At 38.8% G+C, this 13,487-nt stretch carries 12 protein-coding genes and 1 pseudogene; all 13 read left to right on the top strand.

From position 1 onward, the window contains the following. Nucleotides 1-804 carry a class I SAM-dependent methyltransferase gene (locus tag BFO_RS04635; RefSeq protein WP_014224476.1) on the top strand — a complete coding sequence of 268 codons (804 nt, stop codon included), beginning with the start codon at nucleotides 1-3 and terminating at the stop codon, nucleotides 802-804. A gap of 37 nt (nucleotides 805-841) precedes the next feature. Continuing rightward, nucleotides 842-2,119 carry a BFO_1060 family glycosyltransferase gene (locus BFO_RS04630; RefSeq protein WP_014224475.1) on the top strand — a complete coding sequence of 426 codons (1,278 nt, stop codon included), beginning with the start codon at nucleotides 842-844 and terminating at the stop codon, nucleotides 2,117-2,119. Nucleotides 2,120-2,132: 13 nt separating this feature from the next. After that, nucleotides 2,133-2,405 carry a class I SAM-dependent methyltransferase gene (locus BFO_RS16390; protein WP_014224474.1) on the top strand — a complete coding sequence of 91 codons (273 nt, stop codon included), beginning with the start codon at nucleotides 2,133-2,135 and terminating at the stop codon, nucleotides 2,403-2,405. After that, complete coding sequence (locus BFO_RS14880) at nucleotides 2,392-2,895, top strand: class I SAM-dependent methyltransferase (protein WP_074449665.1); 504 nt, start codon at nucleotides 2,392-2,394, stop codon at nucleotides 2,893-2,895. The genes BFO_RS16390 and BFO_RS14880 overlap by 14 nt, the downstream gene beginning before the upstream one ends. A gap of 79 nt (nucleotides 2,896-2,974) precedes the next feature. After that, nucleotides 2,975-4,057 (top strand): glycosyltransferase family protein, encoded by a 1,083-nt coding sequence (locus BFO_RS04615; RefSeq protein ID WP_060827562.1) that lies wholly within the window; start codon nucleotides 2,975-2,977, stop codon nucleotides 4,055-4,057. Nucleotides 4,058-4,061: 4 nt separating this feature from the next. Then, complete coding sequence (gene asnB / locus BFO_RS04610; RefSeq protein ID WP_014224471.1) at nucleotides 4,062-5,879, top strand: asparagine synthase (glutamine-hydrolyzing); 1,818 nt, start codon at nucleotides 4,062-4,064, stop codon at nucleotides 5,877-5,879. 205 nt (nucleotides 5,880-6,084) lie between these two features. Beyond that, nucleotides 6,085-7,434, top strand: coding sequence for an ATP-binding protein (locus BFO_RS04605; protein WP_014224470.1), 1,350 nt, complete (start codon nucleotides 6,085-6,087; stop codon nucleotides 7,432-7,434). A 378-nt stretch (nucleotides 7,435-7,812) separates the two neighbouring features. Further along, a complete protein-coding gene (locus BFO_RS04600; protein ID WP_014224467.1) occupies nucleotides 7,813-8,934 on the top strand; it encodes a Fic family protein in 1,122 nt (373 codons plus the stop codon). Nucleotides 8,935-9,137: 203 nt separating this feature from the next. Continuing rightward, nucleotides 9,138-10,343: a UDP-N-acetyl-D-mannosamine dehydrogenase gene (wecC, locus tag BFO_RS04595; RefSeq protein ID WP_014224466.1), complete on the top strand. Its 1,206-nt coding sequence runs from the start codon at nucleotides 9,138-9,140 to the stop codon at nucleotides 10,341-10,343. Nucleotides 10,344-10,347: 4 nt separating this feature from the next. Continuing rightward, entirely contained in the window at nucleotides 10,348-11,505 is a 1,158-nt protein-coding gene (wecB, locus tag BFO_RS04590) for a non-hydrolyzing UDP-N-acetylglucosamine 2-epimerase (protein ID WP_041591126.1), read from the top strand. After that, the gene (locus BFO_RS04585; protein ID WP_014224464.1) at nucleotides 11,502-12,704 is read left to right on the top strand and encodes a glycosyltransferase family 4 protein; all 1,203 of its coding nucleotides are present in this window, start codon (nucleotides 11,502-11,504) and stop codon (nucleotides 12,702-12,704) included. The genes wecB and BFO_RS04585 overlap by 4 nt, the downstream gene beginning before the upstream one ends. Before the next feature lie 427 nt (nucleotides 12,705-13,131). Next, nucleotides 13,132-13,290, top strand: a pseudogene (locus BFO_RS16585) (DapH/DapD/GlmU-related protein); the annotation flags it as partial. A gap of 43 nt (nucleotides 13,291-13,333) precedes the next feature. Beyond that, nucleotides 13,334-13,471, top strand: a complete 138-nt coding sequence (locus tag BFO_RS15930) for a hypothetical protein (protein ID WP_014224462.1) — start codon at nucleotides 13,334-13,336, stop codon at nucleotides 13,469-13,471. Nucleotides 13,472-13,487 lie beyond the last annotated feature (16 nt).

Here is a 13,487-nt window from a genome sequence, read left to right as displayed (position 1 = left end):
ATGGATCAATTTAAGTTTGATACATCTTATAATCAATATTGGAAAGATCGTGTAAAGCATGCTTCTGATGGGACAAAAGTACCCGGATTGGAGGTTATAGAAGAGCTTGTTGCCGAGCTGAAGATATCCTCTAAAGATAAAGTGTTGGATTTAGGGTGTGGACAAGGTCGTATATTCCCGGTGATAAAACATTATACGAATATTATATTTGGTATTGATATAGACTTATCGATGATTAATGACGCAACGTTATATGATTATACATCATTGCATGTTGCTACAGCAGAAGATAGTAGATACCCTGATAATTATTTCGATAAAATAATTATGTTGGGAACATTTGATGTAGTAGAACAGGAAAAAAGCTTGGCAGAAATAAACAGGATACTTAAAATCGGAGGAACATGTCTTATTACGGGTAAAAATGATACTTATTGTAAAGACGATGAAAAGGCTTTTATTGCGGAAAGAAATGCCAAACTAAAAAACTTTCCCAATCGTTTTACCGATGTGAAAAAATTAATCGAGCATCTTCCTGTTTTAGGGTATTCGTGTGAAAAGCTAAATATATTTATTTGGAGAGGAGACTTTGGGGATAATAAGAAAATAGGAGTTGTAGAAAATTGGATTCCTGAATTTTATGAATATTGTATTATGCTGAAAAAAATATGTAATGCTCCGCAAACCGATATTCGTTTTGCAAGCGAGTTTTCTAAAACGGCAATTGATCGTGCGAAAAGTGATAATGCCACAGAAATACTAAATTTCTTTCATAATAATTCTTTGTATAATGGATATTCTTAATTTAGAATGGACTTCCTATCCTTCAAGAGATAGGAATATGGCTACAATGGTCTGTAATTATCTTCGGTACATGGGGCTAACTGTAAAAGAAAGTTCTGTTTTCTGTGGGTTTAAAATGATTGATAAACTGAAACCTGAGTTATTATTTATAACGAATGGTGTGGGTGCTCCAATAAATTTTCAATTAGTAAAATATGCTGCGTTTAAGGGCATAAAAGTAGTGACTCTTACATCCGAAGGAAATTTTTTTAATGGAACACTTTCTTTTTATATATGGGGATGGAATGTAGATCAGCAGATGTATGAGAATGTCAATATGCAATGGTCAACACGGACAAGATCGTTAACAATTGAAACTTGGCCAGAGCTTAAAGATAAAGTCAAAATATCGGGGGGGGTCGGGTTTGATTATTATAAAATAGTTACTCCAATCAGTAAAGACGATTTCCTTCACAAATATAAGAAAAACCAATATACTAAAATTATAGGTTTTGGATGTTGGAATTTTGGGGTCACTTATCCTGTCGATTCTTTCTATGAGAGTTTTATTAAAATCATAGGAGAATCAGGTATAAATAGATTTCAGCGGGATCGTGATTTATCAAATCAAGTATTATTAAATATCATCGAGAAGAATCCCGATATTTTGTTCTTACTAAAAGAACATCCCGGAAATACAAGAGGATTATTTGAATCAGGAATAGCCGGAGTCGAAAAATTCCCCAATGTCCTTATATTGAAAAAAGAATCAATCGTTGATTGTATTGCGGTAAGTGATTTCTGGATTACGTATGAATCTACGACCGTTATTGAGGCATGGCTCTTAGGGAAACAAACATGCTTGTTAAATCCTACGGGAATTGATTTTCCACGGGCGAATGTGTATAAAGGTTCTCCGAATTACCCTGATGTACCTACATTGCAGGCTGCAATTGATTCCTTCTATTCAACGCATGAATTGCCCGGCTTTCAGGCAATGGAATCGGAGAGAAAAGAAGTGATCAGGGAGACGATACAATGGGATGACGGACTGAATCATGTCAGAGCCGGAAATGAAATTATCCGTGTTTTAAAAGAAGAAGAGAAGCGAGAGAAAAAAAGAATTCCTTTTGATTTGAGAAAGATTAAATGGAAACAATATTTGCTTTCACGTGGGATCCCTCGAAAAACAAACAATTTTATTTATGACAAACTGAGAGGATTTGATCACGAAGAACTGTCTCAACGGAATGCAGAAATATATAATCAACAGATTGCCTATTATAAAAAAATGGGATTATCAAAAGAGGATCTACGAACAATAACAGTAATATAAGTATAGAGGTACAATGGATATAGGGCAAATAAGAAAAGACGTACATGCATATTATCATTCCATATTTAATGATAAATATGGTAGATATGTGAGAATCCTGGAACTCTTTCCTCCAATAAAAGAGTCTGATTGCATTCTTGATTATGGTTGTGGGACAGGTTGTGTCAGTCAATATTTTTACAACAAATACAAATGTAAAGTTGATGCGGTAGAGCAATCTGAAATAGAGTTAACGAAAGCAAAAATAAGTTTTCAGGGGGGGGGTAAAATGGATGACTATTCATGAATTTTCATTTCCTGAATTAAAGTACGATCTTGTTTTTTCATCACAAGTAATAGAACACGTACATAATGTTGGTAATTATTTATGTAGAATAAATAGAATGCTAAAATCAGGAGGATGCTTGATTATCAGTTTGCCAAACATTATAAACCCTAATTTTATATGGGGGACTTTCTTTATATCTACTGATCGTCTACGAAGGCATTCTATGGAAATGTTGTCAAATTATAATAAAGTGCATAATCATATTAACGCATGGGATGCATATAATTTTGTTACCTTATTGGCTTCGTGTGGTTTTGAAATGGAAGCATACTTACCAATAGAAGGAGTTGCCCAACCTTACTTTATATGGAAAAGAATTCCTATAATAGGGAAATGGCTACCTGCGTACACCAATAAAAAGAATCGTGGAAAGAAGGGGAATTGGTCATATACAATGAGCTTTAGATTCAAGAAAGTAAGAGAGGCATGTATCGAAAACTATGATTGAATAAAATAGTTAAATGAGGAAAATCTATTTTTTTACCAGATCATACTTGCCTAGTGTAGGAGGGGGAGTGATAACACGATTGAGAAAGGTGGAAATATTCCGTAATGCCGGTTATGATGTGACAGTTGTGACACCTAATTATGAGAATAAAACCATAATTTGCTCAGAGAATTTGATAAAAATACCATATTTAAATAATAAGATTGATTTGTGGTTTGAGAATTTTGGCATTTATGAAGATTATTTAGATAAATGGGTGCGTACTTCATATAGATACCTAAAGGATAGGATAAAAAAAGATGACATCCTTTTTTGTACGAGTGGCGGTGAGTTGGGTATGATAAAATTAGGTTTCTTGTTAAAGAAGAGTCTGGGATGTAAATTTGTGGTTAATTTTCATGATCCTATTAATTATACGACGGTTAATGGCCTAAGTCGTACTCCTCCTGTTTTTGCTGTAAAACGAGATGCTTTTGAGGCTAAATATGTTCCAGAGGCAGATATGGTTATTACATCTTCTATGACTTTAAATTTGGCACTAAAGAAGAAATATCCTCGGATTAAAATAGTTAAAAACTGCTATCATGGTTATACAAAGAAGATACCAATTAGCATAGAAGAAAAAAAGAACTCTTATCCGCTTAGAATTCTTTATGGTGGGGTATTGGCGAAAGAGCAATCGCCTGAAATATTGGCGGAAGCTATTTTGAAAACGACAAACGTAGAGGGAATATTTATTGGTAAATATGAAAATTATACACCAATGTTGAAATATGATAAGTCTGATAGGATTAAGTTATTGCCAATGATGTCTCACGATCAATATATAATAACAATGTCAAAGAGTGCCGATATTGGTTTTCTCTCTCTGAGAGGAGATTATTGGGGCGCTTGTGTTCCTTCCAAATTATTTGAATATATTAATATGGGACTACCTGTGTTAGCTTCTATACCATTAGGTGATGCATTTGATATTATTAATGAGAATAACTATGGGAGAGCTGTTTATTATAAAGATATGAATGGGTTAATAGAAGCTATAAAATACATGTCTAATCCTGATACTCTTGATACTATGCGAAGAAATGTTTTTGAAGATAGAGAGAAATGGGCATTTGATGTCAACTTTGCAAATGTATTAGAATGGATAAAAGAATTATAATAAGATGTGTGGAATAACAGGGTATATCTCGAGTTCAGCTCATATTTTAGTTTCTGATTTTTATAGGGCACATAGATTAATTAGACATAGAGGTCCCGATGATGAAGGCTTTGTTATGTTGAATCAGGGAAGACAATTTCACTCTTATAGGGGAGATGAAACGATTGATCATTTTCGGAAATTGCCACATCTATTGACTGAAAGTACGACAAATTTTATATTTGGTCATCGGAGGTTGTCAATATTAGACATCACATCTAAAGGACATCAACCTTTTTTATCTGATGATGGAAATTATGTAATAACATATAATGGTGAAGTTTATAACTATAAAAATTTACGCGATGAATTGGAGTGTAAAGGATATCACTTTCACTCGGATTCTGACACAGAAGTTGTATTATACTCGTATGTAGAATGGGGGAAAGGATGCTTTGCCAAATTTAATGGTATGTGGGCATTAGCTATTTATGATAAAAAGAAAGATGAAATTATTTTGTCAAGAGATCGTTTTGGCATAAAACCTCTTTATTATACAATAACGGGAAATGGTTCTTTTTGTTTTGGCAGTGAATTGAAATTTATTAGAGCTTTAGATACTTCTTTAGACGTAATAAATAAGAATGTTGTTCGTAATTATTTGCAAAGCTGTTTCTTAAATAATACAGAAGAGACTTTTTTTTGTAATATTAAAGAGTTAGAACCAGCTCATCTTTTGATATTATCCAAAGGCCGTATAGAGATTGAAAAATATTGGTCGTTTACTCCACAACAAACTATTACAGACATAAATGAGGCAGTAGAGCGTTTTTCTTTACTTTTTGAAGATTCAGTGAAGCAATATATACAGTCTGATGTGGAGGTTGGAGCCTTGCTTAGTGGGGGATTAGACTCAAATTTAATTGTTGGTGTAATGAGTAAATTAGGGTGTAAACCACAGTGTTTTTCGGCTGTATTTGAAGATGAAAGGTTTAGTGAAAAAAAATATATAGATAAGAGTGTGCAATATTATAATTTGAATGCCCATTATATATATCCAAATCCTACGGATTTCCTGAAAGATTCATATGATATGATGTACCATATGGAAGAACCATTTAGATCATTGTCTGCCTATTCTGGTTTTTATATATATAAATATATGCAAATGCAAACGGCTTCTGTGAAAGTTGTATTGAATGGGCAAGGAGCAGATGAATTATTTGGGGGATATACCAATGATTATTTTGTGTTTTTTGCGGAACTTTTATTGCAGGGGCGTATAAGTAAATTTTTCAGAGAAGTTCATCTCTTCTCTAAAAGAAGACGAATTCCTTTTAGCTTGATATGTAGACATATTTTGAGGGCTTGTCTTTTTAATAATAATTTTCCGGAGCATTGTTTATCGGGAATAACGAAAACCCCACTAAGGGAATATTTACGTTATGAAGATAGAAATTCAATGGCTTTTGGGATTGAGGCTAGAGTACCTTTTTTAGATTATCGAATAGTTGAGTTTGCTTTATCTTTATCTACTAGTTTGAAAATAGATAATTTTATAAATAAAAGAATTGAAAGAATTAGTGCAGCAGGGACAGTGGTTGACTATATTATAAATAGAGAAGATAAGATGGGCTTTGTCTCTCCCCAAGAAATGTGGCAACAAACAGATCTAAAAAGAGCGTTTGATGAGGTTTTTTTAACAAAGAAATTGAGTGCCATAACGTCTATGCCAATAGACCCCTTACTGAAAGAATATGATAATTATTGTTCTGGAAAAAATGAGAATTGGGGGAAAATATGGAGGATTTATTGTTTATATAAATGGGAGGAAATGTTATAGGTTGTGCAAAGTGTTATACCTGAAAGAAATATAGTTGTAGTTGTATTTTGTGTGGCAAAAAGTAAGAGAAACAAGTCTTGTAGAAAATTTCAAACTGGGAACATACATCAATCGGACAGTACGGGGGGGGGCTATTTGACATAGAGCACACCGGAACCGTCAATTATGGGGAGCGAGGTGTCAGCGGCATATAAAGAGCTAAAGGATGATGCATGAAAACCAAAATACGGAATTTAAATCTTCGTGGCGTGAAGAATATATCCGTTACATATCGGCGTTCAGCAATAGTGAAGGTGGTTTTTTGTATCTGGGAGTCAATGATGAAGGTGAGGTTATCGGATTGGACAACGCTGAAAAATTATTGGAAACATTGCCTAATCTGATTAATCAAAAAACAGGGATTCTACCGGTTGTTAAAATAAGAGATGAGGGTGGAAAACGGTATATTATCCTTACCGTGCATCCGAGTATTGTCCCGATTTCATATCACGGTCACTACTATATACGGAGTGGAAGCGTAACGACTGAACTGCAGGGGCCTCAGTTGTCCGAATTTCTACTCAAAAAACACGGGGTTACCTGGGAGGAAATTGAGGTGGATGATTTTACGGAGGAAGAATTGGATTTGGAAACGATAGAGCGTTTTAAAATATTGGCCAGAGATCGCTTGCCTTATGTTAAAGAAGAAAAGTCAAAGATGATTTTGCAGAAACTCAATTTGATCAAAGGAGATAAATACAAACGGGCCGCGGTGTTGTTGTTTGCTAAAAATCCGCAAAAATATTTTCTTCAAGCCCGAATCAGGATTGGAAAATTTTTGAATGAAGCGGAGATCCTTACCAGCGATATCGTGGAAGGAAACCTGTTCAGACAAGTCGATTTGTCTTTAGATATCCTGCGAACCAAATATTTGCTCAGTCCCATTTCGTATGAGGGGATTTATCGACGCGAAAAACTGGAATATCCCTATGAGGCTTTGCGTGAAGCGGTGCTTAATGCCGTTATCCATCGTGATTATATGATTACTTCCAATATTCAGATTCGCGTATATCCCGATAAATTGGAGATCATGAACGATGGTAAGCTACCGGGGGAAATCACGGTAGAAGATCTTAAGAACGTTCATAATTCGATTCCTCGTAATTTCTTGATTGCGGATACTTTTTATAAATCCGGGCAAATAGAGAATTGGGGGCGTGGAACGATTCGCATCATTAAAGAATGTGTCGATAACGGATTACCACAACCGTTGTTCTATGTGAATAAGCACCTGTTTACGGTTCGTCTTCTTTTGAATCGTACCGATAAGGTCACCGGTAAGGTCACCGGTAAGGTCACCGATAAGGTCACCGATAGCTTATCCGAAAAACAAAAAAAAATCATGTCGTTATTACGCGAAAATAACAGAATGACGTTATCCGATTTGTCTGAAGCGTTGGGAATATCGCGTCGTAAGATAGTAGATCATACCAATAAACTTAAAGAAAAAGGGGTGCTGATGCGTGTAGGAAATAATAAATCCGGGTACTGGCAAGTTATCATGTCTTCGGAATAGTATGGAAGCGTTTTTAAAGAAAAAGAGGAATCTTTGCAATTTGAGGAAGGATAGACTGCAGAAACAGGCAGCCACCAGAAAATAAACAAACGAGAATAAAGGATGTGTTGGCATCTGTAATAGATAAAGAATAGACAGAAACAATGAACAAAACTATTTGCATCGGTTTAGGGTATATCGGTTTTCCGACAGCGGCGATGCTGTTACTCCGCATGAATGGGATAACAAGACAAAAAGTAAAATAAGGCACATCATTATTTTCGTTTTTCGGCAAAAAGTAAAATAAGGCACATCATTATTTTCGTTTTTCGGCAAAAAGTAAAATAAGGCACATCATTATTTTCGTTTTTCGGCAAAAAGTAAGAAAAAATAATTTCAATGGAGAATTTCAAATCAGGAACCTATATCAATCAAGGCTACTACAAAAGTTTTCAGCCCGAGCCGATTAATAGAGCATGGAAATTCTCGGACATGAATGTATTTCAATTGCTCAGTCAAGCAGACCGCCATTTGGGACGCCTTGATATGTATTCGGAATATGTGAACATTGACTTCTTTGTCCGTATGCACGTCGCCAAGGAAGCAACACAGTCGACTAAGATAGAAGGTACACAGACGAACATCGAAGAGGCTTTTCTGAAAAGGGAAGAAATCGAGACCGAGCGGAGAGACGGTTGGGAAGAAACTCGTAACTACATTTCAGCCATGAATGAAGGGATAAATCTCTTGCATACATTGCCGTTCTCGTCACGTCTGATACGGCAAATCCATAAAATTCTGCTGCAGGGGGTACGTGGTGAACATAAACTTCCCGGTGAATACCGAAGCAGCCAAAACTGGATTGGTGGAGTTTCTTTGGCCGATGCTGTTTTTGTGCCCCCGATACATACCAGTTTGCCGGAATTGATGTCCGATTTGGAAAGATTTGCCAACGATAGTCTCAATCCTTTGCCCGATTTGTTAAAAATCGCAATCATACACTATCAATTTGAGACGATCCATCCGTTTTTAGACGGAAATGGCCGTGTGGGACGTTTAATGATTACTCTTTATTTAGTCAGCAGAGGTATCCTGAAGCAACCTGTTCTGTATTTGTCTGATTTCTTTGAGAAGCATCGGACACTCTATTACGATAACTTAATGCGAGTACGCACACATAACGACCTTAATCAGTGGCTGAAATTCTTTCTGAGAGGTGTTATTGAGACTGCCCGGAAAGGAGTAGAAACATTCGACAAAATTCTACAGCTTCAAAAACATACTGAGTCGAAGATAAAAGAACTGGGTACAAAAGGTAAAGATGCCGACAGAGTAATCGATTTTCTCTACCGAACTCCGGTTATTGATGCTCAAAAAGTGGCGGAGGTTACAGGAAAATCGCTCAAGACCGCTTATGAGCTTATTGTTAGGATGGAAGATTTGCGGATACTAAAAGAAATTACAGGGGCTTCCCGTGGCAAACTGTATGTTTTTAAAGATTATTTGAATTTATTTTATTAATTAAAAGCCGGTGACTTTTCTTTAAACATTCAGAAACGATAGCGCATAGTGGTTTTATCCATAAGAAAAAGAATTTATTTCTTTAAGAAAGACCTGCAATTTGAGGGAGGATAGACTGCAGAAATAGGCAGCTACCGGAAAATAAACAAACGAGAATAAGGGATGTGTTGGCATCCGTAATAGATAAGAAACAGACAGAAACAATGAACAAAATTATTTGTATCGGTTTAGGGTATATCGGTTTTCCGACGGCGGCGATGCTGGCCGGAAAGGGACTGACGGTGGTCGGTGTCGATATCAATGAACGGGTGGTCGAATCGGTGAATAAGGGTGAGACGCACATCGTAGAGCCGGGATTGTCGGAAGTGGTTGAACAAGTCGTGCGAGGCGGACATTTGCGTGCAACGATGCGGCCGGAAGAGGGCGACGTATACCTGATTGTCGTTCCGACACCTTTCAGAGGCAATCATGAGCCGGATATTTCGTATGTTGAAACGGCGATACGTTCGGTTATTCCCCTGTTGAAGAAAGGCAGTCTACTGATTATCGAGTCGACCTCACCGGTAGGGACGACCGATAAAATGAAACAGCTCGTTTACGCCGAACGCCCGGAATTGGAAGGAGCCATTTACATGGCTTATTGTCCGGAAAGAGTACTGCCCGGCAATCTCCTTTATGAGCTGGAATATAACGACCGGGTGATCGGGGGGATTGATGAGGCTTCGACGCAAAAGGCCATGGAGTTTTATACGCTCTTCGTGAAAGGTAATCTGCATAAGACGAATGCTAAGACGGCCGAGATGTGTAAGCTGACGGAAAACTCGTCGCGCGATGTACAGATCGCTTTTGCCAACGAATTGTCTCTGATTTGCGACAAGGCCGGAATCAATGTTTGGGAGCTGATCGAGCTGGCCAATAAACATCCTCGAGTGAACATCCTGCAGCCGGGTTGCGGTGTCGGTGGACATTGTATAGCGGTCGATCCGTACTTTCTGACTTCGGAATTTCCGGTAGAGTCACAGTTAATTGCCAAATCGCGCGAGCTCAATAACTATAAAGCTTTCTGGTGTGCGGAAAAAATCAAAAACACCATGTTGGAATATGAGATGAAACGTTCGCGTAAGCCTGTCGTGGCGATTATGGGGCTGGCCTTTAAACCGAATATCGACGACCTGCGAGAAAGTCCGGCAAAGTATATTACCCAAAAAGTCATGCAATCCGAGCCGGAAAATCTGCTGATTGTAGAACCCAACATACACGAACACCCGATCTTTAAGCTGACGGACTACCAAGCGGCTTATGAGCGGGCGGACATTGTCGTTTTCCTTGTTGCGCACAAAGAATTCAAGACGTTGGCATGGAACGAACAGAAAGTGATACTTGATTTCTGCGGGATATTCAAAAAGTAAGATGATGAAAAGAGTAATGTTAGTCTTCGGGACACGTCCCGAGGCGATCAAGATGGCTCCGCTTGTGCAGGAGTTCCGAAAACATCCCGATCAATATGAAACGTTGGTCTGTGTAACGGGCCAACATCGGGAGATGTTGGATCAGGTGCTAAACATTTTCGGGATTGTTCCGAACTACGACCTGAACATCATGAAGCCGGGACAGGATTTGTATGATGTCACGGCCCGAATCCTTTCCGGTATGCGTGATATCTTAACCCGGACCCAACCGGATGTGCTGCTGGTACATGGCGATACAACCACTTCGATGGCTGTTGCTTTGGCAGCATTCTATCAGCAAATACCGGTAGGGCATGTGGAAGCAGGACTGCGGACACATAACATTTACAGTCCGTGGCCCGAAGAGATGAACCGGCAGATTACAGGCCGGATTGCAACATACCACTTCTCTCCTACACCGTTAAGCCGGGAGAATCTGCTGCGCGAAGGCATCGATAAGAGCCGTATTCTCGTCACCGGTAATACCGTGATTGATGCGCTCTATGCCGTAGTCAATAAGATGAAAGACGATGTTCCTTTACAATTATCACTCGAGAAAGAGCTGAAGGCCGCAGGCTATGATACAGGCCGATTGGTGACGGAAGAAGGGCGTCGCCTTGTGCTTATCACCGGGCACCGGCGCGAAAACTTCGGTGATGGGTTTCTACATATCTGCCGAGCGATTAAAATGTTGAGCGAGAAATATCCGGATGTCGATTTCGTTTATCCGATGCATCTGAATCCGAATGTTCGGAAACCGATCAAAGAGATTTTCGGAGAGAATTGTCAATCCAACTTATTCTTTATCGAGCCGCTGGAATACTTGTCGTTCGTATATCTGATGGAGAAAAGCCATATTGTCCTGACCGACAGCGGAGGCATACAGGAGGAAGCCCCCGGGCTGGGTAAGCCGGTACTCGTTATGCGTGATACGACGGAGCGTCCTGAAGCGCTGGAAGCCGGAACAGTCAAGCTGGTCGGAACGGATTATGATAAGATTGTCTCGGAAGTTTCGTCTTTGCTGGACGATGCCCAATATTACGAGAAAATGAGTCAGGCGGTCAACCCATATGGCGACGGAAAGGCTTGCGAACGGATTGCTCAGTATATTCAAACTTTATGAAAGTATTGTTTGTTAACCCCGGCATAACAAACTATAATCATCCGGTCTTTGAGCGATTGGCAAATGAAGGTTGTGAATTGATCATGATGTTGCCCAAAGACGATGACGGTACTATTGGGGCCGGAGTAGAACGGGCTAAAAATCAGCATCACAGTTATCGGTTAATCCTTAGTCCGGTCGTGCGAAGGTGGTATGGAAAATCCGCTCTCGTTGATCTTAAAAACACTCTGATTCAAAGTGAGCCGGATATTTTGGTTATTTGCTGGCCATATTTCCTTCAACTCTATTTTGATCGGGTATTCATGAGACTATTGAAAGAGAAACATATCCGTCTTATACTCCATGAAATACCATTTCAAGTAGCCCCTTTTAAACAATTGAGCTACTACAAAACCCATCCGGTGTACAATGAGAATATGGAGCTTCAAAGTGTTGGGTTGGCATTCAAACTTCGGGCTTTATGGACGATGCATATCCGAAAATTCATTTATAGTCGAGCTACTGCATCATTGAATTATACTACCTTAGCTTATGATATTCTCCCTTCTTACGGGATAAAGAAAGAATCTATCTTTGTAAGATATAATTCGACCGACACAGATACCCTCTTTGCAATCAGGAAAAAAATTGCTCTACTTCCCCCTGTCTTGCCTCCTAAAATACGTATTTTGCACATCGGCAGACTCGTCAGATGGAAGCGTGTAGATTTACTCCTTGAAGCATATAGGAAAGTTGCGGACCGATATCCGGAGAGCGAACTGGTCATTATCGGGAATGGCCCGGAAAAGGAAAACCTGATCCGGCAATCGGCAGCATTAGGCTTAACTGATAGAACGATCTTTACCGGAGCGATCTATGATCCTCTGACATTGGGGCAATACATGAACGAGTCGACCGTATATGTATTGGCAGGCATGGGGGGGCTGTCGATTAATGACGCCATGTGCTTTTCCCTGCCTGTGATCTGTTCAGTCTGTGATGGAACGGAAAAAGATCTGGTCGCGGATGGTGTCAATGGATATTTTTTCAAGGAAGGGGATGCCAACGATCTTGCAGACAAGATCAGCCTTATTCTTTCAGATACGGATGTTGCAAAAAGGATGGGAGTTGCCGGAAGTGAGGTGATTCAACAGAAAATCAACATTCATACCGTTACTCGGCGCTATATGGATGCTTTTAACTACGCGATGAAACAATAAGTAATTCTTCGTCATGACAGTCGCTGTTTTCTGTAGAAAAATGTCAAAAATATTCGAGCCTCTGCTTCGATTGATTCTTATCATAAAGATCATGCGCCGTAACAAAGGGTCGTATATTGCGATCCGAACAAAACTGCTCCTTAAAAGCATCGATGCCATCAAGATTGGAAAAGGAAGTTGTATTAGCGAGTTCTCAACCATCATTATCAATGATGATCGGAATAATTCTTTTCGCGGATCGGAGTTAATTATCGGAGAGAATACGTATATCGGAGAATATAATAATATTAGAGCCGGAGGAGGTAGAATTATCATTGGTGATAAATGTTTGATATCCCAGCACATTACAATTACGGCTTCGAATCATTCTATCCGTCAAGGAATATACATTGCCGATCAGCCCTGGTCGACAGTCAACAATTACGTAATCATCGGGAATGATGTTTGGATTGGTGCCAACACCATTGTTTTGCCCGGAGTAAACATTGGAGATGGGGCTGTCATCGGCGGGGGGAGTGTGGTGACTAAAGATATTCCTGCTAATGCCATTGCTGTAGGTAACCCGGCCAAAGTGATTAAATACAGGCCGAATTAAATAAAAACTGACAGATATAAAAACGAAGAAAAATATGGAGGTAAACAATCTGACCGATCGCTCTTTCTGGAAAACATACTGGAAAAACTATCAATACGGAAAAGTACTGCAGAAGATGTTTTTTGACCGTTTTCTTCCCAAAGATTTAAACGGTATTGTTAAATTTATATAGTACTATTATCTTTGCT

The organism is Tannerella forsythia 92A2 (assembly GCF_000238215.1).
Lineage (GTDB): Bacteria > Bacteroidota > Bacteroidia > Bacteroidales > Tannerellaceae > Tannerella > Tannerella forsythia.
The sequence above is the reverse complement of the archived record's forward strand: the minus strand, read 5'-3'. Positions and strand labels throughout refer to the sequence as shown.

Coding starts and splice junctions, on each gene's coding strand:
- wecC (WP_014224466.1), top strand. CDS start 9,138: ATGAACAAAATTATTTGTATCGGTTTAGGGTATATCGGTTTTCCGACG.
- BFO_RS04630 (WP_014224475.1), top strand. CDS start 842: ATGGCTACAATGGTCTGTAATTATCTTCGGTACATGGGGCTAACTGTA.
- BFO_RS04585 (WP_014224464.1), top strand. CDS start 11,502: ATGAAAGTATTGTTTGTTAACCCCGGCATAACAAACTATAATCATCCG.
- BFO_RS14880 (WP_074449665.1), top strand. CDS start 2,392: ATGACTATTCATGAATTTTCATTTCCTGAATTAAAGTACGATCTTGTT.
- BFO_RS04605 (WP_014224470.1), top strand. CDS start 6,085: ATGATGCATGAAAACCAAAATACGGAATTTAAATCTTCGTGGCGTGAA.
- BFO_RS04635 (WP_014224476.1), top strand. CDS start 1: ATGGATCAATTTAAGTTTGATACATCTTATAATCAATATTGGAAAGAT.
- asnB (WP_014224471.1), top strand. CDS start 4,062: ATGTGTGGAATAACAGGGTATATCTCGAGTTCAGCTCATATTTTAGTT.
- BFO_RS04600 (WP_014224467.1), top strand. CDS start 7,813: ATGGAGAATTTCAAATCAGGAACCTATATCAATCAAGGCTACTACAAA.
- BFO_RS16390 (WP_014224474.1), top strand. CDS start 2,133: ATGGATATAGGGCAAATAAGAAAAGACGTACATGCATATTATCATTCC.
- BFO_RS15930 (WP_014224462.1), top strand. CDS start 13,334: ATGGAGGTAAACAATCTGACCGATCGCTCTTTCTGGAAAACATACTGG.
- wecB (WP_041591126.1), top strand. CDS start 10,348: ATGAAAAGAGTAATGTTAGTCTTCGGGACACGTCCCGAGGCGATCAAG.